Source organism: Dictyoglomus sp. SSW, assembly GCF_055181335.1.
On record NZ_CM143705.1, the window covers coordinates 358,429 to 382,336 of the forward strand.

Genomic DNA, 23,908 nt, shown 5'->3' on the forward strand with positions numbered 1-23,908 from the left:
ATATGGAACAGAGGGCATATTAAAATTATTCCCAGTCAAGGAGTCTTTTTTCTCCTTCAATCTTTTTAATATCTGTAATATCTTGTGTAACTTCTAACGTTCCAAGATAGTTTCCATTTTTATCTCTTACAGCAAAATATCTAATAAGTATTAATCTTCCATTCAAATTTATCCAGAAATCAGCATGATCTTTTGTACCTTTCTTAAATTCATTCACAATTTTTTCTACAATATGGACACTTTTTTGAGGATGACATTGTTGCACCTTCCTACCAATCACAGCCTTTGTCCTTACAAATATTCTATCCTTTGTTTCACTGAAATATCTTACTTCATCATTTTTATCAACAAATGTTATATCTACAGGAAGAGTATTTAAAACTGCTTCTAATTCTTCTAAAGTGAAACTTCCTGTAGGTAGGTTTATCATACCTTCTTTCTTTTCTAATTCTTTTTCCTCAGTTTTTTCTACTGGTGTTAATACAGATGGAGGAGTGAAACAGCAATATCCAATTTCATCAAATTGTAATCTTATGTCTTTTAATTCATCCTCAGAAAGTACATGAAGGGCCATGGGAAAGAGAATATTGTTTTCTTTATAAAAGTGGCTTGATAGCATCTCTGAAAGATCTGTAGAAAGAAGTGCTATTTTTCTTATAAATTCTTCAGGTGATATATTTTTAAAAGTGTCCATAAGTTTATATATATCTTTCTTTATGGCTCTTATCTTATCATGATCCATCCACATTATGGCAGGTGGTTCTGTTATTCCATGTTTTTCTAAATATGGGAAAAGTACGTTTTCTTCCCTTAAATAATGTTTCTCTGACTCCTTAAAGTGATTTACTATATCTTGTAATTCGCTTAATTTCTCTTTTCCTTCCTCATAATCTTTTATGTTTCTCATTTGTTCAATAATGTTCTTTAATTTATCTGCAAATTCTAATAGAGCTTTATGCTCTTCCATAAGAATAGTTATAGGATTTCCTGGACCACCTTCGGGTCCTTTTTCTAAGGATTCTTGAAAAACTGCAAGATGTACTTCACAAAGTTTCATTACTTCTTCTCTTGGTAGTCCTTCTTTAATTAATTCTTCTTCAATTTGGGCTATTTCTGTAGGAGTAACACTACCAAACATCTGTTTAAATTGCCTTTTTAAAACTTCCGGGTCTTCTCCTTTGTGAATTTTTTTAATAAGCTCCTTTAATGCTTCTTTTCTACTAATTCTCATTCCAAAAATCTCACTCATTGGAAAAACCTCCCCTTATAAATCTAAGTTCTTCTTAAGTTTCTCAAATTCTTCTAAAGTTTCCCCATTTACTAGTCTTCTTTTAAGAGTGTTTAAAAGGTCTTCTTTGTTGCTATACCTTTTTTCTTTGAAAAAATATCTTACTGCATAGATTATTGCAATGATAACAATAATCCAGAAAATTCCGTTCAAAAGCATCATTAATGGCATACCCCAAAAACCTCCATTATAAAAATAGGGAAATCTCCATCCCCAATAACACATAATTCTTTCCTCCTTTCTAAATTGATGATTTAAAATTTCTTAGTCTTAAAGAATTTGAAACCACAAATACAGAGCTAAAAGCCATAGCAAGTCCTGCAATCATAGGATTCAAAAGAATACCAGTAAATGGATATAATACTCCTCCCGCTATAGGTATTCCAAGAGTATTATAAATAAAGGCCCAGAAAAGATTCCATTTAATAGTAGATAAAGTCTTTTTACTAAGCTCTAAAGCTCTTACAACCCCCTTTAAATTGTTTCCTGTAATGATTATATCAGATGATTCTATGGCAATATCTGTGCCAGATCCCATTGCTATTCCAAGATCTGATTGAGTTAGAGCGGGAGCATCATTTATACCATCTCCTACCATGGCAACAAATTTACCTTCCTTTTGAAGTTTCTTTATTTTGTTTAATTTATCTTGGGGAAGAACTTCTGCGAAAAAGAAAGATAGATCCAAGATTTTTGCAACTCTTTCTGCAGAGACATTATTATCTCCTGTCATCATTCCTACCTCAAGACCCATATCTTTTAATTTTTTAACTACCAACTTTGCTTCCTCTTTTAACTCATCTGTAAAGGTTAAAATTCCTACGGGAATATCATCTTTTTTCAAAAGAGTGACAATTTTTGACTCTTTTATATATTGTTCATAGATATCTTTTATTTCCTTACTTAAAACTACGGGTTTTCCTAAAAAGTATTTTGAATTATTTATTACTCCTTCTATTCCTTCTCCTGGAATTTCTTTTATCTCTAAGATTTCTATAGGTTTTATCTTTTCAATTTCTCCCTTTTCTAATACTGCTTTTGCTAAAGGGTGGTTTGAAAATTGTTCTAAGGATACAGCAATTTTTAAAATTTCCTCTTTTGAGGCATTATTCAGAGGAATAATATCATCAAGTTTTGGCTTTCCATATGTTAATGTTCCTGTTTTATCAAAAATTATGGAATTAATTTTATCAGTCTTCTCAAGTACTTCAGCGTTTCTTATAAGAATTCCCATTTGAGCACCTTTGCCAATTCCTACAATAAGAGCTGTAGGAGTTGCAAGGCCTAATGCACAGGGACATGCAATGATTAATACCGCTATGAAATTGGAAAGAGCATAATTAAAAGATGGTTTGGGACCAAATATGTACCAAAGAAAGAAAGTAATAACAGATATGGTTAAAACTGTAGGAACAAATATGCTTGCTATTTTGTCTACTAATCTTTGTACAGGAGCTTTTGTATTTTGGGCAGATTCTACCATCTTTATTATTTGAGCTAAGACAGTTTCTCCCCCAATTTTTGTTGCCATAATTTTTAAGGCACCATTTAAATTTATAGTACCTGCAAAAACATTATCTTTTTCTTTCTTATCTTTAGGAGTACTTTCACCTGTAAGCATGGATTCATCAACAGAAGAATATCCTTCTACAACTATTCCATCTACAGGTATTTTTTCTCCTGGCTTTACAAGTACAATATCCCCTTTAACTACATCATTAATAGGTACTTCTATAAATTCATTATCTCTTTGGACCAATGCTTTTTTAGGTTTTAAACTTATTAGTTTTTTAATAGCGTTAGATGTTTTTCTTTTTGCCTTTAATTCTAAATATCTTCCAAGAAGTATAAAGGTGATTATTACTGACGATGTATCATAATAAACTTCAGGGGAAAGATTTTTTAAAGCAAAAAAAGATGGATAAAAGGTTGCCAATGTACTGTAAAGGTAGGCTGATGTGGTACTTAGAGCAACTAATGTATTCATATCAGAGGTTTTATGTTTGAGAGCTGTCCAAGCATTTTTATAAAATCTGTAACCTCCATAAAGTTGTACAGGTGTTGCCAAAAGAAAAAGTAAATATGGAGAAAGTTTAAAGAAAAAACTTCCTAAAAAAATGGGAATAGTAAATATTAAGCTTATAATAAATCTTCTTTTTAGATCTTTTAGCTCCTTTTCCCTATATAACTCTTGTAAATCTTCTATTTCACTTTCTTTTGGCTCAAAAGCTTGATATCCTAATTCGTTTATTATCTTTTGTATATCCTTTAATGTTATTAATGAAGGAATATATTCTACATATAACTCCTCTTTTGCAAAATTTACATCAGCCTTTATAATACCATCTAAATTTCTTAGAGTATTTTCTATCCTTTGAGCACAACCTATACAGCTCATTCCAGAAATTGGTATAGTCAGTTCACTGGTTACTATCTGGTATCCTAAGTCCTGTATTTTATTTTTAATCTCTATAAAATTTAAATTCTCTCCTATAATTTCTGCTTTCTCTAAGGAGAAATTAACTTTAACTTCCTCTATCCCTTTTATGTCTTTCAAGCTTTTCTCAATCCTTAATGCACATCCAACACAACTCATCCCAGATATAGGGATCTCAATTCTCCTTCTCATATGTCACCTTTATTATCAAAAATATTTTCTTTTTAATTATATACCAAAAAAGTAGGCATTTAAAGATGAGATATTAAAAATATATTAAAGTTTTTTTAAGGACTGAATATGACACTTTACTCATATATAACTAAAGTGTAAAAGTTATTGGGAGGTGATATGTTGAAATTTAAAAAGTTAAGTTTCCTCTTTATTCTATTTGTATTACTTTTCAGTTTTGCTTTTGCTCAAAGCTCTGCTCCAAAACTATATGTGGAAAAAGTAAATAGCCCAGAAGGATATCTTATTGATCCAGTAAAAACATATTTTATAGAAAAGATTAGAGAAAAAGGTATAGAAGTGGTATATGATAAAGCACAAGCAGACTATATAGCAGAATTGACAATAGTATCTGCAAATAGTAGAAGAAGTTTTAATTGGGTATTTCTATTCCTTTTCTATTTCTGGCCTATTGTTCCTGCTACAACTGTTCAAAAGGATGCCATTGTAGCTGTAAGAATATTTGATATAAATGGACAAGAAGTAGTTTTTGATCAGGCAGGATCAGTGAAAAGTGGAATGTGGTTCTTTGGTGATTTTGTCTCAGGAAATTCTGTGAAAAGGGATGCAGCTTTAGATTGTATAAATAAAATAGTGTCAAGACTCAACATAAGATAAAATTTCTTTTTAGGGGGGAAATTTATATCCCCCCCTATTTTATTGATGATCAAAATTTTTAAGAGAATTTTTTCATTGAGGGGTTTAAAAATGAAAAAAATTTTTTAATTTTTTTTTTCAATCTTTCTTTTTTTATTATGATTTCTGGCTGTACACCGAAAGATACATTATCACCTCAAATATCTATTTCTCTGTCATCCTCTGATCTAAATAATCTTTAAGGAAAAGTGACAATAAGTGTAAACATAGTTGATAGATCCCTGACTAAAGATAATCAAAGGGGTCCAAGTGGGATTAATAAAATAGAATTATATATTGATATGACAAAAGTTATGGAAAGTACAACAAGTTCTCTCACCTATGTGTGGGCTACAGAACAATATAAAGATGGTTATCATACTATAATGACAAAATCTTATGATAATGTTGGAAACGTGGGAATTGTAAGTGTAGGCGTTAGGGTTGTTAATGCTGAGTGGCTCTTTTTAGTTTACTTAGATGGTGATAATGATCTGGAAAAATTTGCTATTCAAGATATGAATGAGATGGAGATGGTAGGCTCTACAAATAAAATAAAAATTCTTGTCCTTTTTGATCGTATACCAGGATATGATACATCAAATGGAGATTGGAATAATGCAAGGCTATATTATGTTACTAAAGATTACGATGCAAATAATATAAACTCAGTTTTGATTAAAGACTACAATGAATTGGATATGTCAGATACAAATACATTAAAGGATTTTATTATCTATGGAATGACAAATTACCCGGCTAAGAAGGCTTGTTTGGTTTTTGGGAATCATGGTGATGGGGTTTATCCAAGATCACCCTCAAAGGATGATGTTCAAAGAGGTATTGCTTGGGATAATACTACACCTGGTTACCCATGGAATTGTTTAACTATTGATAAGGTGATAATTGCTCTTGAATCTGCAAGGCAAGTTACAGGAAAGAAAATAGATGCGATTAATATGGATGCTTGTTTGACACAGATGTTTGAAGTGGCATGGGAGTGGCAGTATGGGACGGATTATTTAGTTGGATCAGAGGCTATAGTTCCAGGTTATGGTAATGATTATTACACATTACTTTATCATCTAACTCAGAATCCTACGATGACACCATCGCAATTTGCAAAAACCATAGTAGACGATTACTACGCTTTTTATAATGGAAAAGATGATACTACCTATTCTTATATAAAATTGGGATCTACTTTTGATACAGTAAAGAGCAAGTTTGCAGTCTTCGCAAAAGCTCTTTATGAAGCTGATGATAATCAAATGGCAATTATTAAAAATGTTTGGAATAATGTAACATACTTTGATAAGACGGAGTTATAATGATCTTTGTGATTTTGCATATAAGTTATATTTAAATAACACAAATTAAGATATAATGATAAAGGTCTATGATTTAGTATATACCCTTTTAAATAATGTTTATTATGAAGATACTGGTAAATATGCAAATACAAATAAAGCATATGGTGTATCAATCTTAATTCCTACATATAGTTCCTGGCAAAATTATAATGGATATGATCAATATAATCTTCTTAAAATAAATCAAGATACTTATTGGTACTATTTTGTTCAAAGATTCGCTTATTATACTCAATATTAATTTATTTGCATCAAAAATATGGCTAGATATGAAAAATATATTTTCCTGCCTTTTTTAATCTAAAAATTTATAAGGACAGTTTTTGTCACTTAAGGAATTTATAATAGTAACCAAAAATAAAATGTGAGGGGTGAGAGTATGGAAGAGCCAAGAAAAATTACATTGGGTTTAATTTTTTCCTATATATTTGGGGGTATGTTTATCATTTCAGGATTAGGGCATTTAATGTCAGGAAATATATTTGGGGGAATAGCAATTTTAATTTCAGGCTTAATTATTTTTCCATCTACTTATAAGATAATAATTGCAAAAACAAATATATCTTTATCAACAGGTGTTAAATTACTAATTGTTTTAATAGCTTTGATTATTTTTGCAAATACTACAGATAATAGTAATTTATCAGAAAAAAGTAATGTGAATTTAGTATCTGAAACTAAAAAGGTAGAAGTAGTAAAAAAGCCCGAATTGGAAATAATTAGCTTAAGAATGGAGAGAGATGAGCTTGGGGGTTATGTAATAGGTATAGTGAAAAATAATACTAATAAACAATATAATTATGCACAAATTGAGATAAACCTATATGATAGTCAGGGGGTACAGGTTGGAAGTACTTTTGCAAATATAACCAATTTAGAGCCTGGAGGTATATGGAAATTTAAAGCTCCATTTTTTGAAAAAGAAGCGGTAAAATGCAAGGTAAAATCTCTTTGGGGATATTAGAAGTTTAGATTTGGTGAGATGGGGAGGAATTTTTTTAAAGGTCAGTTTTTGACCCTTTAAACATTTATAATATCTCTTAGGAAAAAATTAATAAGGGGGATATCTATGAAGATAATAGATTATGTATCTCAGGTAAAATTTGGAGACCCTCAAAAATATGAAAGTATAACGATTATTCCAATTTTTGCAGAAATAAATAAAGTTCCTTTCTTTATAACTTTGGATGAAGCTTTGAAGACAAATGGGTTCTATATAAAAGAGGTTGATCAAACAGGTACAGTACCAAATTTAAAAGTAATAAATAAGCTTGATCAAAAAGTGTTTATTTTAGATGGAGAAGAATTAAAAGGAGGAAAACAAAATAGGGTGGTAAATACATCTTTGTTAATAAAAAACAAATCTGAATTTGTTATACCTGTGAGCTGTACTGAGCGAGGAAGATGGCACTATGAATCTCATCATTTTGGGGATCCTGATGTAGTAATACCTGCTGATATTAGAAGGATTAAGAATGAGAGTGTATTAAGCTCTTTGCTTTATAGCAATAGATACAATTCAGATCAAAGTATGATATGGGCTGAGATTGAAAAGTTGCAAAAGGAGTTTGGAATAAAATCTGAGACTTCAGCTATGAGAGATGTTTTTGAGAAAAGAAAGAATTTATATGAGAATATGAAAGAAAAGTTTCCTTATATAGAAGGGCAGAATGGAATAATAGTATTTCAAGATAGAAAATTTGATGGTTTGGACATTATCTCTCTAAAATCTGCCTACAAAAATCTTCATGATAAATTGGTAAAAAGCTATATATTCAGAAGCAAACTTCTTAAAAAAGAAAATAATACAGATTATGGAGATGAATACGAAAAATTTTTAAAAGAAATAGAAGCTATAGAGCCATTAAAATTTAAATCTCCTGCCCTTGGCTGGGATATAAGAATTGCAAGCAAAAACTATGTAGGATCCATTTTAACCTATGCAAATAAGCCTATACATATTAACTTTTTCAAAAAAAGAATATAATAATAAGAAATAATTTAATAGAGGGGGGATATAGAATTTGAGATTTAAAGTAATCTTAGAAGGCGATATTCTTCCTGTTGATTATCGCAACCATTTTATGGGCTTTATAAAAGAAGCCTTGAAAGTTTCAGATTTGGGAAAAGAATATTTTGAGAATCTTTATAAATATGAAGAAGGGGGTGAGATTAAGAATAATAAATCAGGAAAGCCTTTTTGCTTTGCAGTAAGATTTATACATGATAAAGAAGAATTCAAGAAAGATAAAGATATTTTATATATTAAAACGCCTATAGAATTTTATATCTCAAGCCCAGATCCAGGCTTTTTAGTTGCTCTTTACAATGGACTATTAAGTAAAAAATTATATCCATTTAAAATGGGAGAAGGAGAAATACACAAAAGAAAAAGTATCGTACTTCTTAGAGAAAAAAGTATAAAGGAAAACAAAGTAGTTTTTAGAACTCTTTCTCCTATCCTTATAGAGGATAAAAATGATAAGCCACTTCTTCCTATTAGTCCAGAAGATGGGAAACCTCTTTATAAGGAAAGTGAAGATTTTGTTTACTTTCTCAGAGAGTTTAATTACATCTCTGATACTATTTTAAAAAGTGTAAGGGGATATGGATTAAAAGAGGGATTAGATTTTAAACCTATTAAGCTAAGAAAAGAAGTAGTTAAACATAGGGTAAGGGAAAGGGATATAGAGCCAAAACTTTATACCTTTACATGCTTTTCTGGGGTATTTGAACTATGTGGTGATATTGAGGACTTAAATTATTTATATCAGCTTGGTTTTGGACTAAGAAGGGCTCAAGGTTTTGGTATGGTGGAGGTGGTGTAAATGGCTGATAGTGTGATAAGACTATATCCTGGAAATTGGTTATACAATGCAGGAGTAATTGGATTTTTGTATTCATTAAAGGAAGTTGAAGGAATTCCTTATGAGGATGTGGCAAATTTTAAAGATGATGGATCTTTAGAAATAAGAAAAGATATTTTTGAAAATTTAAAAGTTGATGAGAGGTATTTTAGTGAAAGAAAAATATCTTCTATTGTTGGAAAATCAGATTTGTATAGGAATTACTTACAAGAACCATGGAAAGATAAATTTCCTTATTATGTTGAAAAGCTCTCAAAGATTGAAGAGAAAGAAGATGCTATACCTTGTGGCCTGTGTTATAGAAAATTTTATTTATTAAATGATGATATTAAAGAATTGGAAAATTTAGGATTAAAAAAGTTTTTAGAAGGTGTATCTAAATTTGATATGAGACATATGTCTATGTTAGGTCCATCTATAGGAGGATTTCCAAATGGTTTTTGGAATAATTCTCAAACCTTTCGTGTATGCCCTCTATGTGCATATTTAATTATCCATCATCATCTATCATTGGTGGATCTTTCTGATAAATCTAAGATCTTTGTGAATGCTCCTTCATTTAAGGTTATGTGGCATTTAAATAGATATGTAAAAGAAATTTATGGAAGAGAGAAAATAGAAGTAATAAAAGAACTTTTGGGAATGTCTATTATTGAATTGGCTTTAAAATTTCATATTCAGCTTGGTAAATGGACAATGATGAATATTGAGGTGGTGAACCAATATAGAGAAGGAGATAATGATAGAATAGAATTCTTTTCTTTACCCTATGAAACCATATTACTCCTCATGGATCGTAATATAGCAAGTTTAATTAATGATATAGGTGAGATAAATGTTTTGAATTTGGTTTTGGATAGTAAATACAGAGAGATTTTAGATTTTGGAGAAAGAGTTTTTAAAATTGGAATTAAAAACAAGAATGATTGGGGTAAGCATGAGAATGATTTTATAAATAAAAAGATAAAAATGGATAAGAATAAAAATAATCTCGTAGCCTTCTCTCAAAAGCTTTTTAAACTCTATGCTCTAATTGAAGAGAAGATAGGAAAGGGGGTTTATGTATGAATGATAATTTTAATTTTGATGAAATAATGAGTAATATTAAGGAACAGATTAAAAATGGAGAGGTTAATTGTGGTTCATTAAAAGATTTAATTGAGAAATATAAAGAACTTGGTTTTCATATACAAAAATTATTGGAATATGCAATTAAAAATACGAAAGAAGATAAAGATAAATTGAATAACCTATATGAAGAGATTAAGGAAGAGAATATAGCAAATCTTTGTGAGCAATTGAGATCTTATGGGGAAAGATTAAGATTTAGAAATTCTGGAGTATATGAGAGATTTTATGACAAAGATAAGAAAGCTCCTGCTGGTATGACGTTTAGATTGCTTGAGCTTTCAAGACTTGGAAAAAGAGATGAAGTTTTTTACATAATACTTAGAGAATTTGCTACTGCACAAGAAGAGGTTGATGAGAAGCTTGTAATGGCATTTAATCCTAAATATTCCGTGGAAAGTTTTAGAGCCTTGCTTTATTCCTTTTTAAGTGGACTATTAGGTAAAAATTATTAAAGAGGAGGTATCTAAAGATGAGAGAGAATAATTTAAGCCATATAACTATTACTATTATTTTTGAAGGATCTGCTTTAAATAGAGATGAAAAAGTAGGAGGAAATATTTTATCTATTAAGAAACTAAAGAAAGGTAATAAAGTAGTAAGTTTTATAGGAAAACCTGCTATAAGACATTATCTTTTTGAAACTTTAGTGAAAGCTCACGGATGGAGCCCGAGCGCGGTTAGAGTGCAGGATGATGTAGTACAGTTTGATATTACTAAGGATGATATCTTGACAAGTCATGAGCTTGATGCTTTTGGATATATGTATACTATAGGAAAGCAAGTTTCTATTACAAGAAAAGCTCCAGTTGGGATAACAAAGGCGATAGGATTAGATCCTTATGAGGGTGATATGGCATTTTATGCAAATCATGATTTGGTAAATAGGGGGATAAAACAAGGACTTGATGCAACACCTAATCCTTATAATAAAGAAGAACATTATTCCTTTTACAAAGTGAGCTTTACGATAGATGTGGATATTTTGGGAAAAGATGAGTGGATTGTTAATAAAGAGCCTGAATTTGATGGTAATGTATTAAAAATTACATTATCAGAAAATAAGGAAAAAAACACAGTTATAGAAAAGGTAATAAGTTATGTTAAAAAGAGTGACGATAACAGATATGAATTGGAAAATGGGGTTATAAAAATTGAAAAATTAAAAGGAGAGAAATACAAAATAATCTTCCAACTTAACGAAAAAGAAAAGAAGGAGCGTATTATACAAATCCTTGAAGCTATAAAAGATGGTCTTTATGCCCAATCAAGTAATGAACAGAATACTATTATTCCTCTATTTTTAATAGCTGGAAAAGTAAAAGTCCCATCTCCTGTATTTCATCCTTATATAGAAATTGTTCCATTAGACAATATATCTTATAAGGTTATCGGTATTAATGATGCTTTAAATAATAGTTGGCTTGAAGAAGTATTTATTATGGACAGCCAAAAAATAAAAGCTGATAAAGATAAGTTAGCAAAAGAGGTAAAACATGATTGGAATGAATTCTTAGGTAGTCTTGGATTAACTTCTTCAACTTCAGAAAAAGGTGGAGATAATTAATGGGGGATAAGATAACAGCCTTAAAGATTAAGATATATCAGCCTCAGGCTCATTATAGAATACCTTTTACGTATCAGAGAAGGCATACATATCCTATTCCACCCTATTCTACGGTTCTTGGTTTAATTGCTAATGTTCTTGGTATAAGAAATATACCAGGGCAAGAGGAACCATGCATTGAAGAAAATTGTGATTGTCCATATCATAAATTTAAAAATATAAAAATTTCTATATGTGGAAAATTTCAGGCAAAGACTAGTGAATATGTTTGGTTTAGGAATTTAAGCAAAGATGCTCATTTGGGAAGATTTGTTGTCATAAATAATAGATATGTAGCAGGACATATAGAGCATATAGGGGGACAAAGTCCTTGCACAGTTGATATATTAAATGATGTAGAGATCTTAGTTTATCTTTATCATCAAGATAATAGTTTTTTGGAAGAAATTAAAGAAAGTTTCGAGAATCCAATAAATAGAGGATCTCCATTACATCTTGGAAGGGCAGAAGATTGGATTGTAATAAAAGAGATAAAATATGTAGATTTGGAAATAGGGGAAATAAATGGAAACTACGGATATTTCTTTTGGATTCCTGAACGGAATTTCAATAATTATTCTGTTATTGATAAAGTGGAAGGATTAATATATAATCTTCCCACTTTTTACAAGATAAAGGATGGAATTAGAGTTTTCGATTTTATTAGAACCAAGCTAAACGATGGAAATATAGGTGAAATATTTAGCTTTATAGATAAATCAGAAAGAAATTCTGATTTGAAAGAGGGTATACCTATATTTTTTGCTGATTTAAAGGGGGGTTAAGATGGTTAAAATCCTTGCTAAATCCTTTAAAAAAGATCAGGAGGAAATAACTTTGTCAAAGCACACAGAAGATGCCTTAATAGTTTTTGAAAAAATAAAGGATAAAATTAATGATAAACATTTATTGGAAGCTACAGAGTTGGCTATATTTTTGCATGATCTTGGCAAAGTATTACCAGCTTTTCAAATAAAAACCCTTAAAAATAAAGATTATGAACCTTTTGATGTATCTTATGAAGTTCCCCATTCTCTATTTTCTATCTTTTGGATATCAAAGGATAAATTAAAAGCTAAATTTGGGGAAGATTTTTTTAATTTCATAATATCAGCTATCTCTTATCATCATTGGAGAGATAATTTTGATGATTTCATATCTCGAGATAATGAAATATTGAGAAAATTATGTGAAAAAGTACAAGAGGAGTGGGGAGAAAAATTAAAGAACAATTTGATTACAGAATTTTCAAAATTTAATGAATGTAAAGAATATATAGATATAAATCGCCCATGGATTAAAGGTATTCTAAATAGAAGAAGTTTAATGAATTATGCAATACCTCCATATAAATTTGATTATGAGCCTTTGAGAAAGGAAGTAAAGAAGGAATGGGTACTTATAGCAGGATATTTGCAAAGATGTGATCATTATGCATCTTGGTGTGAAGAGGAAGGTGAGGATTTAAATAAAGTTGAAATAGAGTCTATGAATTATCAAGATATAGTTAATAATATTAAAGACAAAATAGGTGATAAGGCTTGGCAATTTAATAATCTAATAGATGGAAATTTGATCCTTATTGCGCCTACGGGATATGGTAAAACAGAATATGCCTTTTTGTGGTCTAAAGGTGATAAGTTTATATATACCCTTCCTTTGCGATCTGCTGTAAATCAGATATATGAAAGAGCTGAAAATATTTTTAATAAAGATAAAACAGGGTTATTGCATTCTGATGCTGATGTTTATTTGTTGGAGAAAGAGGAAGATGTGATTGATCCTATTAAAGCTTATGAAACTGCAAGACAAATCTCTTATCCTGTATTAATATCTACAGGAGATCAATTTTTTCCTTATGGTTTAAGGCCACCAGGATATGAGAAAATATTCTCTTTATTCTCCTATTCAAGACTTGTGATTGATGAAGTGCAAGCATATGATCCACAAGCTTGTGCTATTATTACGAAATTTATCGAATGGATTACAAAGTTAGGTGGAAAATTTTTATTAATAACTGCAACTTTACCTACTTTTGTAAAGAAGAGAATTGAGGAAGTAATAAATGGAAATCTTGAGATAATAAATATCTATGAGAAAGAGAGGGAGGATTTTAAGAAGATATTTAAACACAAAATAAAGATTAGGTATATAGAAAGTGATGATAGCAATGAAAAGAGTGAATATATGGATAGAATATCTGAGAAAGAGTTAAAAGAAATAATAAAAGAGGCTGAAAAAGGAAGAAGAATTCTTGTAATTTTGAATACTGTGAATTTAGCCCAGAGAGTTTTTGATGATTTAAAGGAGTTAACCAGAGAAAATAAAGAATTAAATAAGAATATATATCTGTTACATTCAAGATTTACTTTTGAGGATAGAAAAAATAAAGAATTAAAGTTTTTAGAGCAATTCAAGAACCCTAAGGATCCATTGGAAAATGAAGGAAAGATTCTTGTAGCTACTCAAGTGGTAGAGGCCTCTCTTGATTTGGATGCAGATGTTTTGTTTACAGAGATATGTCCTCTTGATGCTTTAGTTCAAAGAATGGGGAGAGTTTTAAGAAGATATTTTTATAGAGATGGAAAGGTTATAAATAAGAGTGACAATAATGAATATGTAATAAATTCTAAGGAATTTAAAGCATACAATGAACCTAATGTATATATATGGATATTTAAAAATGGTGGAAGTAAAGGTGGAAACAGGGTGTATATGAAAGAATTGATAAATCTTTCTATTGGATGGCTTTTGAAAAAGAAAGATATAAATGATTTGGAAGATGTTGTTTCAAAAGATTATTTAGAAATATTGAAAGATTTATTTGAAACTGAAAAGACTAAGAGTAGTAAGAAAAAAGAAGATAATGTGTATCAAAAATTAATTGATAATAAATGGGAAAAGGGTATAGATGGTATAGAGATTGAAATTTCTGAATACGATAAATATTTGTTAATCGATTTATTTTATAAAACTATGGAAAGTAATAAGCTTAATGTAAAGGACAACAGCTATCTTAATAGATTCTACAATACTATAGATCTTCTTGATTCTGGGTGGATGTCAGAGAAAAAGTCTGAGGCAGAAAGGCTTTTCAGAGAAATGTACACAGTACAAGTTATTCCTAAGAATCTTATAGAGGAATTTATAAAAGATTTGAAACAATTTGTGAATAATGAAGGAAGGTTTGAAGGAGAAAAATTTGACTATACCACTTTTAAAGGAAAAGTTATCTCAAAATTCTGTGTAAATGTGGATTTAAGAATGTATATGAGAGATGGAGTTTTAGATGCTAATAGATTAAGAAGAATAACAGAATATTTGCATGAGGTAGGTTTTAAAGAAAAAGGAGAAGTTTTTGAAAAATATGATAAGTTAATCCGATGGTTAAGTGATATTTATTACGATAATGAAGCCGAGTATGAGAGTGAGAAAGGATTTGTGAGAGGGAGTAGTATTTTATAAATGGAAGATTTATCCTTACCTCAAGATCTAAGAATAACAGGAATAAAAATAAATTATCTATTTGTTTGTGAAAGGAAATTGTGGCTCTTTGATAGAGGTATTGGTATGGAACATACCTCGGAAAAAGTATTATTAGGTAAGATTTTGGAGGAAAGTAGTTATCTTTCAGAGGAAAAAAGAAAGATTATGATAGATGAGCTTATATGTATTGATATTCTCTCTGAGGATGAGATAAGAGAAGTTAAATATAGCAATAGAATGGAAGAAGCAAATAGAATGCAAGTTTTATATTACCTATATTATTTAAAAAAATTAGGAGTAAAGAAAAGAGGCATTCTAAATTATCCAAAGCAAAGAAAAAGAGAGATAGTTGAACTTACTCAGGAATATGAAAAGAAGATAGAGGAGGCTCTTCTTAAAATCGAAGAAATAATAAAAATGGAGAAGCCTCCTCCTGTTGTCAAAAAAAGTTATTGTAAAAAATGTGCATATTATGAATTTTGTTTCATAGGGGAATGAAGATGGGGAGAGATTATTATATATTTTCTAATGGTTCTTTGCGGAGAAAAGAAAGTACTGTGTATTTTGAAACATCTAATGGAGAAAGAAAGTTTTTCCCAGTAGAAAATATAGACAGCATACATCTTTTTGGAGAGATAGATTTAAATACAAAAGTCCTAAATTTCCTTGCACAAAACAACATTGTATTACATGTATACAATTATTACGGCTATTACTCTGGATCTTATTTACCCAGAGAAAAAAATATATCTGGAGAAGTTATTGTAAGACAAGTAGAACACTATTTAGATAAGGAAAAAAGATTTTATCTTGCTTATTCTTTCGTGGAAGGCGCCCTTTACCATATGATAAGGAATTTGAGAAATTATAATGGAACTGAGGAAAATCAAAGGAAGATTGAAGAAGAGCTTAAAAAAGCAAGAGAATGTAATACTATAAATGAATTAATGGGATGTGAAGGGAGAGCAAGAGAAAGTTATTATCAAGCGTTTAATATATTTTTAAAAAATAATTTTTATTTTGAAAAAAGAGAAAAAAGACCTCCTACAAATCCAATTAATGCTTTAATTTCTTTTGGTAATTCTTTGATTTATGCGATAATTGTATCTGAAATCTATAGAACTCAATTAAATCCTGCGATAAGTTATCTTCATGAAGTAAGAGAAAGGAGATATTCTCTCAGCCTTGATATTTCTGAAATATTCAAGCCTTTGATTGTAGATCCTGTAATATTTAAGCTTATAAATAATAATATGCTAAAATTATCAGATTTTGAAAAAGATGTAAATTATTGCTACCTTACTGAAGATGGAAGGAAAAAGTTTATTCAAGAGTTTGAGTCCAAAATTCAAACTACGATTAAACATAGAAAGCTAAATAGAAATGTATCATATAGATTTCTTATAAGACTTGAATGTTATAAATTGGTAAAACACTTTTTGGAGGATGATTTATATAAGCCATTGAAGGCTTGGTGGTGATCATGTATGTAATTATTACTTATGATATAAGTGAGGAAAGAGTAAATAAGGTAAGGAAAGTATTAAAAAGATATTTCAATTGGGTCCAAAATTCGGTTTTTGAAGGTGAGATAACTTTAGCAAAACTTGAAAAATGTAAATTAGAATTGAGTTTCATAATAGATAAGGATGTGGATTCTGTATACTTTTATCTTGTAGACAATAGGAATAGTATTAGCAAAACTGTTTTAGGAATAGAAAAAGATGTAACAGACAATATATATTAATTTGTTTATTTTTGCAGTAAACCTATTTTTAAATGATTTTTCTTTAAAAATGTTGAAAAATCTAACATTAAATATGAAATTTTTTATTTTGGTAAAATTAAACTTAAGGTTCACTGCAATTATGGTTTTAATCTAAAAATTTTGTAATTATATTAGTAATTGTATAATACTATAGTTACAATTTAATCTGATTGTTGGGTTTGATCTGAACTATGTGGGATTTAAATACATTCTTAATCCCCTACAGGGATATATATCACATAGTTTGATCTGAACTATGTGGGATTTAAATGTTGGTATGTAGTAAACAGAGAAGTAAAACGCAAATGTTTGATCTGAACTATGTGGGATTTAAATTTGAAGTATGATAGAAGCTCCTTATCTTTCTTCTCCGTTTGATCTGAACTATGTGGGATTTAAATGAGTTTATTAAGGCACCATTTGGAGAAAGAGTACCTGGTTTGATCTGAACTATGTGGGATTTAAATGCTCTTACCGTAATCAGATATCCATTCGCATCTACCTGTTTGATCTGAACTATGTGGGATTTAAATTCTATTTGCTCCATCAGCTCCCGTGGAATATCCACATGTTTGATCTGAACTATGTGGGATTTAAATGCGAAGTATGATAGAAGCTCCTTATCTTTCTTCTCCGTTTGATCTGAACTATGTGGGATTTAAATCACTAAAAATCTGGATCTGGCGCAAAATCTATAAGATGTTTGATCTGAACTATGTGGGATTTAAATCACAACTGGATCATCAAAATTCTCTTTCTTGACTCTGTTTGATCTGAACTATGTGGGATTTAAATCTTTACTTACGATTTGCGTCATTTCTCCCACCTATGGTTTGATCTGAACTATGTGGGATTTAAATATCACAGGTATTGCAAGGAATTTCTACTACAATCTGGTTTGATCTGAACTATGTGGGATTTAAATAGTGAAGATATATCCTGCGCTTGGCTGGAGAATTGAGTTTGATCTGAACTATGTGGGATTTAAATTTTGTCTTCAAAATGATAAATCATATCTATTAATAAGTTTGATCTGAACTATGTGGGATTTAAATTTTCTTCTCTTCGTGCTTCCATTTCACATCTCTCTTGTTTGATCTGAACTATGTGGGATTTAAATCTTGTGGTATACTGTGTGAACAAGGAGAGGATCTAGTGTTTGATCTGAACTATGTGGGATTTAAATCCTCTACTTGCCCTCTGACTGAGGAAACTACGTAAAGTTTGATCTGAACTATGTGGGATTTAAATTTTGTATACCTTACCATCCATCCTCATCCAGATGTCTGTTTGATCTGAACTATGTGGGATTTAAATGTTATACATCTGCTTGTCAAGTCTTAAAATCCAAGTGCGTTTGATCTGAACTATGTGGGATTTAAATGAACATGTAAAATACTTAGTACAACTTGCTAAACTTGTTTGATCTGAACTATGTGGGATTTAAATGATAGATAGAGTTGTTTAATCTGAGCAACAGATAGAGTTTGATCTGAACTATGTGGGATTTAAATAAGCATGTATATGCAGTAGTACCAGGAACAGGATCAGGTTTGATCTGAACTATGTGGGATTTAAATGAGCTTCTCAGAAGATATTACAAATTAGTTTTTAAAGTTTGATCTGAACTATGTGGGATTTAAATAGCTTTATACTCACATTTCGCAATGTAGTATTTATCGTTTGATCTGAACTATGTGGGATTTAAATACAACCGCTTCTTTCACTTATTGCGCCCCAATCATCGTTTGATCTGAACTATGTGGGATTTAAATTGGGTGGTTTGGAATGCCTACTTTGATGGCCAAAAGGTTTGATCTGAACTATGTGGGATTTAAATGTGATAAATGTAATCCTGAATGGTCATGTCAAGCCCGTTTGATCTGAACTATGTGGGATTTAAATTTTCCTTGATTTGTCCCCTCAAATGTTCACACTCCTTCGTTTGATCTGAACTATGTGGGATTTAAATAAACTGGAGGTGAAAGTATGAGAAAAAAGATCAGGAGTTTGATCTGAACTATGTGGGATTTAAATAATTTCCAAGGGTGAAATATCTTCCTTCCTGATCTTTTGTTTGATCTGAACTATGTGGGATTTAAATAAGTGGAAGGAATTTCTGGATAAAATTTTCTGCCAAGTTTGATCTGAACTATGTGGGATTTAAATTGGTATATTTTTAGGGGTTAAACGTATACCAAACGTGTTTGATCTGAACTATGTGGGATTTAAATATATATTCACATATAAGAATATTTGAATATGAATAGTTTGATCTGAACTATGTGGGATTTAAATTGTTTTTACGTCTTCTATCTTATAGTTTTCAAAATCGTTTGATCTGAACTATGTGGGATTTAAATAAAAGTCTTTGGGAAACGTGAATTCTTCTAAGAATGGTTTGATCTGAACTATGTGGGATTTAAATAAATCTCTTTTTTCTTCATTTTTTTCAAACCTCCCTTGTTTGATCTGAACTATGTGGGATTTAAATGTACTGTGTGTATTCTGTTCTGGCATGAGTTTGGTAGTTTGATCTGAACTATGTGGGATTTAAATGATAATTTTGGCTTCATCTTCCGACAGGATATAAGCGTTTGATCTGAACTATGTGGGATTTAAATAGCACAACTTCAATTCGTTAGATATTATTAGTTTTTATCTTTTATTCTGTAGAAATGATCTTCTATTTCACTCTTTGGATAGTGAGCTATTAAGGATTTTTAATATTAAATCTTTGTAACTGTATCCTTTTGCTTCTGCCATTTTTACAATATCAGAGTAATTAGGAATTAAAAGAGGAAGTGAATTTACATCCAAAATAAAAATTTCTTCTCCTCTTACTCTCACATCAATCCTTGCATAATCTCTAAGTCCAAAATACATAAAAATACTTCTTGCAATATCTTTTATACTTTTTTCTATATTTTTATCTATTCTTGCAGGACAAAAATATTTAGTTTTCTCTCCAAACTCTTCTTTTACTCTTCCAGAGTAAAATCTTTCAACACTTTCAGGAAGTTCTGAAAAATCAATTTCCAAGAGGGGGAGAATCTCTAAATTCTTCTTGTTTCCGAGAATTCCCACACTTATCTCTTTACCCTCTATGAATTCCTCAACTAAAGCTTCTTCTTGAAATTCTTTATGAATATAATCTATCATATATTTTAGCTCTTCTTTGTTTCTTACTAAGGACTCTTTTCTTATTCCCTTTCCACTCCCCTCTCTGTTTGGTTTGACAAAAAGAGGAAAAGAAAGATTAATATTCTTGGGTATTCTTTCATCAGGATACACAAGAAAAAATGGAGGTGTTGGAATTTTGTAGTATTGTAATAAAATCTTGGTATGGGTTTTATTAAGACAGAGAGAGTGGGTATATGCTGAAGGACCTGTATAGGGGATCCCTAAAAAATCACATAGTGATGGTATAAGTATTTGTCTTGTTTCTTTTCCTTGAGTGAAAAGATTGAAAACAAAGTCAACACTTTTAATTCTTTCTAAAAAGTTTTCTGAGACAGGGATTAAAGTTACAGTATATCCCTCATCTTTTAGAATATTTTCTATTTCATTTACCATTAATTCATAATCTGAAGAACAAGGAAGATTATAAGCTATCCCAATTCTCATATTAATCTTTCTATTCTTTCCTTTTCTTTAAGAATTTTTCCCCTTTCATCTACACAATAATTAGCACCATTTATTACGAAAGTTTTAACTTCCCCTCTTGCCACAGAGAATCCTTTAAGCATGGGAGCATCTAATATACCGCATTTGATGGCATTATATATATTTTCAGGTGATAAAAAATCATCCTCTGATTTTGCCAAGTTTTTTATAGCGTCGAGAATAATTAAAGCTTCCTCTTTTAGTTCCTCCTTTCTTTTAAGGATTTCGGGATCCGATGAGAAATCAGGAAGCCCTGAAGAAGCTAAGATATAAGCTCTTTTCACCATCTTTACACTCTCTATAATCTCTTTACTCCTCGCAGGATACATAGCCTCAGAATAGGATACTACATGAATTATATGGGGTTTTAAATAGGCCCCATAAAACATTGAGGATACCAATTGTCCCATAGCAGAATAAGGGTCTGCTGGAAAGGATAAAAGTCCTGTTCTTATCATTCTGTAAGAGACAAAATCTTCATCATGTAAAGATTCTACAAGCTCAATCTTTGCAAGAGCCTTTGCTATATCCATCTTAGGTGATATATTGGGAGGAGTATTTAGCATATATTGAGCTACGTATTCCTTAACCCCAAGTTTCTTTGCTACTAAACTAGCTATATAGCATGTTGCAACTCCAATGGCATCATGGGCATTTCTTAGTTCCCATTGATGAGATTCATTGATTTCTACAGGAATTCCATTTTCTGCATTCCATTTTATACCTTCCATATTTTCTTTTATTGCTGATAAAAGTTCTCGATCTGATCTTTTGTCCAAATCAGAATACCAAGTTAGAGGTATAGCGGACCAAGCATTATTAATGGTTTCTTTAAGAAGCTTTGAAAATTCAATAAGATTTTTAGTGCCAGAATAACATCTTAATAATGGAAAGTTTCCTCTTCTTGTAGCATTATATAATCTTATAAAATCCTCTTTTTTCCTTAACGGAACCCCTCCTGCACCATCTTGTTTTGGATCCATTTTTTCAGGTTCAAAAAAATAGCTTTGAGTATTTTGGTCTGGAGCTATTGAGATAATATCTAATAATCCTGAATCTGCTAATTTTTCTATTTCTTTTATGGTTTCATCAAGACTTGGGAGGCCTATATGATGTCTGAATAGAGGAAAGGGACTTTTCCAATTTATTCTTTCTTTTAAAGTTTGAGGGAATGTCCTTTTATCTTTTTTATCTATAATCTCTCCCTGAATCTCTTTTAAAAAATCTATGACATCTTCTATCTCTTCTGAGCCATCAAAAACCTTATAAATATAGGAAAATTCCCTTGCTACTTCACCTGTTTCCTTTGTACCTCCAAATAGAAATATCCTGTTTTCCATTAAGTTTTTGCTTTTAAGTTCCTTTTCTAAATCTGAAAGTAAATTTCTTAACGGTTCTCTTCCTAATCTATAACTTATAGCAACAATTTCTGGATTTGTCTCAATAATTGCCTCTATGAGTTCCTTTATGGAAATTGCTCCTCCAAGATATATAGTTTTAAAGCCTAATTTCTCAGCAAGGTTTAAAAAATTAAGAACTCCTGCGGTATGAATACAACTTCCAATACTTGCCCCTAAAATCTTTTTCACTCTTCCCCCACCTCTATGTATCTTATTATATCTTCTGCAGTCATTCCCTCTAAGCCCAAAGATTTTACAGTCCTCCCCTTAGAATAGTAATCCTCTCCCATCATAACAGAAACAAGATGTATAGTAGCATCTATAGTAGGAGTAGAGATGCCAAAATGTTTTCCAAAGGAGGAGATGGGGACAAGACTCATGGGCACATCTTCTAAAATATATCTATTAGCAATTACGGTAGGTGCCATTATGTCTCTATATCCAGAGTTACTGTGAATAGCTTCATAAAGATCTCTACCATCTACATCATAAGCATATTTTAACCATTGTTTTGCTGTGAGAGGCTCTACTTTAAAAGCTTTCATAACATTGCATCTTTCTTCATCAATAGATTCTAAAACTTTTGCTACAGAAGGGGATATTCCTTCAAAATAGAATTCAAATTTTCCAAAAGTGAATTCAATTCTTGCTACATTTAAAATTGTAGTAGCTGGATGAAAAACTGCACCTATATTGTTGAAACTTGTAATAACTATATTTTTTGCAATTTCAAATTCAGGCATTACTCTTTTTAATGTTTTCTGTAATATTGGATTATCCTTTGCAGGAAGGCAGGATACTGGAACCGCATTCTTTTTTCTAAATATTCTTACTACTCCAGGGTTAGAACATCTTGAAGCAAATATGAAAGTTTGGGCTTCAGCAATAAACACCTTTTTTCTACATCCTTTATCCTTTAAAACTTTTCTAAACTCCAAAGCTCCTCCTGTTCTTCCTGGATTTAAAACAATTAATTGATCATCTTCTAAGTGAGGTGCCAATTTCTCAGCTATCTCTCTATGAGCAAAGGCTGGTACTACAACTAAGATTATTTCTCTATCCTTTATTGCAGATTTTATATCTGTAGTTGCTAAAGAGATTTCATATTCCCCAGAATATTCTCCTTCTAATATGATTTTTCCAGAATTTTTAATAGGTTCTATTCTCCACTCGCTTCTATTGTATAAGGAAACATCATAACCTTTCATAGAAAGGTAACCTGCTAAAGCTTGTCCTCCGTTTCCTGCACCTATTATACATATTCTAATCATAATTTTACCTCAATAATGATTATCTATTAACTTATCTGTATTAATGATAATAACATGAAATAACTGATTCAGCAATTCAGATCTAACTTTACTTAATGGTTAGGCTATATAAAGTGGAGAAATTTAATCTTATGCATCTTTAATGTAAAATCTACTAAGATGTGTTAAAAACCCGTAGCAATTTAGCCACTGGTAAATTGGTTCATGTTTTTAATTTACAATCTTATGATAGTTTATAAGTTCTGTATTTGATTTCATTTTTTTTCTAAAGCCTCAAGTAAGATTAGTATTTGTTTATTAACACTTATTTCACCGATGAAATCTGAGACTCTTGCAAGTTTAAAGGCGTTTTAAAAGGCTTATGTGGAAAGACTGGAGGTGTTTAATATCTCTTTTATGTTCTGGGGAAAAAAACCTTTCTTAATACCATCAAACTCATACTAAGAATTAGAAATAAGGGTTCATATATAAAAGTTATGGAAAGAGGATAAAGTTCTTTTGTTTCTTCTCTATTTTGAATATATATTTATTGATCTATCTGAACTATATAAGTAGATTCTTAAAAAGAAAACACTACCAGGATGCAAAATAATAGGTGATCTAAAATATGCTTGATAAAAAGGTTATAATCAATAAGAAACACACAATAATTAAACTTCCTATTTCAGAAGTTTGGGATAAATATAAAAGAAAAAATGGAAAATTAAAAAACTTATAGAAAAAACACTCCACTCCTCAAAAGGTTAAAGAA

The 23,908-nt window shown here is 30.4% G+C and carries 20 protein-coding genes and 1 CRISPR repeat array; of the genes, 14 read left to right on the top strand and 6 right to left on the bottom strand.

Annotated elements, in window-relative coordinates; translation table 11 throughout:
* Window positions 1–25 precede the first annotated feature (25 nt).
* Genes ACY3JM_RS01640 through ACY3JM_RS01650 form a run of 3 tightly spaced genes read right to left on the bottom strand, consistent with a single transcriptional unit; the run spans window position 26 to window position 3,917 of the window.
* On the bottom strand, window positions 26–1,249 hold the full coding sequence (locus tag ACY3JM_RS01640; RefSeq protein WP_463111539.1) for a DUF438 domain-containing protein: 1,224 nt from the start codon (window positions 1,247–1,249) through the stop codon (window positions 26–28).
* Between the two features lie 15 nt (window positions 1,250–1,264).
* Complete coding sequence (locus tag ACY3JM_RS01645) at window positions 1,265–1,513, bottom strand: hypothetical protein (RefSeq protein ID WP_463111540.1); 249 nt, start codon at window positions 1,511–1,513, stop codon at window positions 1,265–1,267.
* A gap of 16 nt (window positions 1,514–1,529) precedes the next feature.
* Window positions 1,530–3,917: a heavy metal translocating P-type ATPase gene (locus tag ACY3JM_RS01650; RefSeq protein ID WP_463111541.1), complete on the bottom strand. Its 2,388-nt coding sequence runs from the start codon at window positions 3,915–3,917 to the stop codon at window positions 1,530–1,532.
* 159 nt (window positions 3,918–4,076) lie between these two features.
* On the opposite strand from ACY3JM_RS01650, the gene ACY3JM_RS01655 reads away from it, so the two are divergent.
* The 14 genes from ACY3JM_RS01655 to cas2 all read left to right on the top strand — a co-directional run bounded on the left by ACY3JM_RS01655 (window position 4,077) and on the right by cas2 (window position 16,799).
* Window positions 4,077–4,574, top strand: a complete 498-nt coding sequence (locus ACY3JM_RS01655) for a hypothetical protein (RefSeq protein ID WP_463111542.1) — start codon at window positions 4,077–4,079, stop codon at window positions 4,572–4,574.
* Between the two features lie 227 nt (window positions 4,575–4,801).
* Entirely contained in the window at window positions 4,802–5,923 is a 1,122-nt protein-coding gene (locus tag ACY3JM_RS01660) for a clostripain-related cysteine peptidase (RefSeq protein ID WP_463111543.1), read from the top strand.
* Between the two features lie 55 nt (window positions 5,924–5,978).
* Window positions 5,979–6,206 (top strand): hypothetical protein, encoded by a 228-nt coding sequence (locus tag ACY3JM_RS01665; protein WP_463083060.1) that lies wholly within the window; start codon window positions 5,979–5,981, stop codon window positions 6,204–6,206.
* A gap of 138 nt (window positions 6,207–6,344) precedes the next feature.
* Window positions 6,345–6,929 (top strand): FxLYD domain-containing protein, encoded by a 585-nt coding sequence (locus ACY3JM_RS01670; protein WP_463111544.1) that lies wholly within the window; start codon window positions 6,345–6,347, stop codon window positions 6,927–6,929.
* Between the two features lie 105 nt (window positions 6,930–7,034).
* The gene (locus tag ACY3JM_RS01675) at window positions 7,035–7,952 is read left to right on the top strand and encodes an ARPP-1 family domain-containing protein (RefSeq protein WP_463083062.1); all 918 of its coding nucleotides are present in this window, start codon (window positions 7,035–7,037) and stop codon (window positions 7,950–7,952) included.
* A 37-nt stretch (window positions 7,953–7,989) separates the two neighbouring features.
* A complete protein-coding gene (cas6, locus tag ACY3JM_RS01680) occupies window positions 7,990–8,793 on the top strand; it encodes a CRISPR-associated endoribonuclease Cas6 (protein ID WP_463111545.1) in 804 nt (267 codons plus the stop codon).
* Window positions 8,794–9,900, top strand: coding sequence for a type I-B CRISPR-associated protein Cas8b1/Cst1 (gene cas8a1 / locus ACY3JM_RS01685; RefSeq protein WP_463111546.1), 1,107 nt, complete (start codon window positions 8,794–8,796; stop codon window positions 9,898–9,900).
* Window positions 9,897–10,415: a hypothetical protein gene (locus tag ACY3JM_RS01690; protein ID WP_463111547.1), complete on the top strand. Its 519-nt coding sequence runs from the start codon at window positions 9,897–9,899 to the stop codon at window positions 10,413–10,415. Before cas8a1 ends, ACY3JM_RS01690 begins: the two co-directional genes overlap by 4 nt.
* A gap of 17 nt (window positions 10,416–10,432) precedes the next feature.
* Window positions 10,433–11,527 (top strand): type I-B CRISPR-associated protein Cas7/Cst2/DevR, encoded by a 1,095-nt coding sequence (gene cas7i, locus ACY3JM_RS01695; RefSeq protein WP_463083066.1) that lies wholly within the window; start codon window positions 10,433–10,435, stop codon window positions 11,525–11,527.
* Window positions 11,527–12,351: a type I-B CRISPR-associated protein Cas5b gene (gene cas5b / locus ACY3JM_RS01700; protein ID WP_463083067.1), complete on the top strand. Its 825-nt coding sequence runs from the start codon at window positions 11,527–11,529 to the stop codon at window positions 12,349–12,351. Before cas7i ends, cas5b begins: the two co-directional genes overlap by 1 nt.
* Before the next feature lies 1 nt (window position 12,352).
* A complete protein-coding gene (cas3, locus tag ACY3JM_RS01705; RefSeq protein ID WP_463111548.1) occupies window positions 12,353–15,031 on the top strand; it encodes a CRISPR-associated helicase Cas3' in 2,679 nt (892 codons plus the stop codon).
* A complete protein-coding gene (cas4, locus tag ACY3JM_RS01710; protein WP_463111549.1) occupies window positions 15,032–15,550 on the top strand; it encodes a CRISPR-associated protein Cas4 in 519 nt (172 codons plus the stop codon).
* A gap of 2 nt (window positions 15,551–15,552) precedes the next feature.
* Complete coding sequence (gene cas1b / locus ACY3JM_RS01715; protein WP_463111816.1) at window positions 15,553–16,533, top strand: type I-B CRISPR-associated endonuclease Cas1b; 981 nt, start codon at window positions 15,553–15,555, stop codon at window positions 16,531–16,533.
* Window positions 16,534–16,535: 2 nt separating this feature from the next.
* Window positions 16,536–16,799, top strand: a complete 264-nt coding sequence (gene cas2 / locus ACY3JM_RS01720; protein WP_463111550.1) for a CRISPR-associated endonuclease Cas2 — start codon at window positions 16,536–16,538, stop codon at window positions 16,797–16,799.
* A 198-nt stretch (window positions 16,800–16,997) separates the two neighbouring features.
* A CRISPR array of direct repeats spans window positions 16,998–19,444; the repeat unit is 29 nt; unit sequence GTTTGATCTGAACTATGTGGGATTTAAAT.
* A gap of 67 nt (window positions 19,445–19,511) precedes the next feature.
* On the opposite strand, the gene ACY3JM_RS01725 is transcribed toward cas2, so the two are convergent.
* Genes ACY3JM_RS01725 through ACY3JM_RS01735 form a run of 3 tightly spaced genes read right to left on the bottom strand, consistent with a single transcriptional unit; the run spans window position 19,512 to window position 23,154 of the window.
* Window positions 19,512–20,447 carry a D-alanine--D-alanine ligase family protein gene (locus ACY3JM_RS01725; protein ID WP_463083071.1) on the bottom strand — a complete coding sequence of 312 codons (936 nt, stop codon included), beginning with the start codon at window positions 20,445–20,447 and terminating at the stop codon, window positions 19,512–19,514.
* Window positions 20,444–22,075, bottom strand: coding sequence for a cobalamin-dependent protein (locus tag ACY3JM_RS01730; RefSeq protein ID WP_463111551.1), 1,632 nt, complete (start codon window positions 22,073–22,075; stop codon window positions 20,444–20,446). Before ACY3JM_RS01730 ends, ACY3JM_RS01725 begins: the two co-directional genes overlap by 4 nt.
* Complete coding sequence (locus ACY3JM_RS01735) at window positions 22,072–23,154, bottom strand: NAD/NADP octopine/nopaline dehydrogenase family protein (RefSeq protein WP_463083606.1); 1,083 nt, start codon at window positions 23,152–23,154, stop codon at window positions 22,072–22,074. Before ACY3JM_RS01735 ends, ACY3JM_RS01730 begins: the two co-directional genes overlap by 4 nt.
* Between the last annotated feature and the right edge of the window lie 754 nt (window positions 23,155–23,908).

What these genes read in the sequence shown, in the direction of transcription:
- ACY3JM_RS01640 (WP_463111539.1), bottom strand. Translation starts at nt 1,249, where the DNA reads ATGAGTGAGATTTTTGGAATGAGAATTAGTAGAAAAGAAGCATTAAAG.
- ACY3JM_RS01645 (WP_463111540.1), bottom strand. Translation starts at nt 1,513, where the DNA reads ATGTGTTATTGGGGATGGAGATTTCCCTATTTTTATAATGGAGGTTTT.
- ACY3JM_RS01650 (WP_463111541.1), bottom strand. Translation starts at nt 3,917, where the DNA reads ATGAGAAGGAGAATTGAGATCCCTATATCTGGGATGAGTTGTGTTGGA.
- ACY3JM_RS01655 (WP_463111542.1), top strand. Translation starts at nt 4,077, where the DNA reads ATGTTGAAATTTAAAAAGTTAAGTTTCCTCTTTATTCTATTTGTATTA.
- ACY3JM_RS01665 (WP_463083060.1), top strand. Translation starts at nt 5,979, where the DNA reads ATGATAAAGGTCTATGATTTAGTATATACCCTTTTAAATAATGTTTAT.
- ACY3JM_RS01670 (WP_463111544.1), top strand. Translation starts at nt 6,345, where the DNA reads ATGGAAGAGCCAAGAAAAATTACATTGGGTTTAATTTTTTCCTATATA.
- ACY3JM_RS01675 (WP_463083062.1), top strand. Translation starts at nt 7,035, where the DNA reads ATGAAGATAATAGATTATGTATCTCAGGTAAAATTTGGAGACCCTCAA.
- cas8a1 (WP_463111546.1), top strand. Translation starts at nt 8,794, where the DNA reads ATGGCTGATAGTGTGATAAGACTATATCCTGGAAATTGGTTATACAAT.
- ACY3JM_RS01690 (WP_463111547.1), top strand. Translation starts at nt 9,897, where the DNA reads ATGAATGATAATTTTAATTTTGATGAAATAATGAGTAATATTAAGGAA.
- cas7i (WP_463083066.1), top strand. Translation starts at nt 10,433, where the DNA reads ATGAGAGAGAATAATTTAAGCCATATAACTATTACTATTATTTTTGAA.
- cas5b (WP_463083067.1), top strand. Translation starts at nt 11,527, where the DNA reads ATGGGGGATAAGATAACAGCCTTAAAGATTAAGATATATCAGCCTCAG.
- cas3 (WP_463111548.1), top strand. Translation starts at nt 12,353, where the DNA reads ATGGTTAAAATCCTTGCTAAATCCTTTAAAAAAGATCAGGAGGAAATA.
- cas4 (WP_463111549.1), top strand. Translation starts at nt 15,032, where the DNA reads ATGGAAGATTTATCCTTACCTCAAGATCTAAGAATAACAGGAATAAAA.
- cas1b (WP_463111816.1), top strand. Translation starts at nt 15,553, where the DNA reads ATGGGGAGAGATTATTATATATTTTCTAATGGTTCTTTGCGGAGAAAA.
- cas2 (WP_463111550.1), top strand. Translation starts at nt 16,536, where the DNA reads ATGTATGTAATTATTACTTATGATATAAGTGAGGAAAGAGTAAATAAG.
- ACY3JM_RS01725 (WP_463083071.1), bottom strand. Translation starts at nt 20,447, where the DNA reads ATGAGAATTGGGATAGCTTATAATCTTCCTTGTTCTTCAGATTATGAA.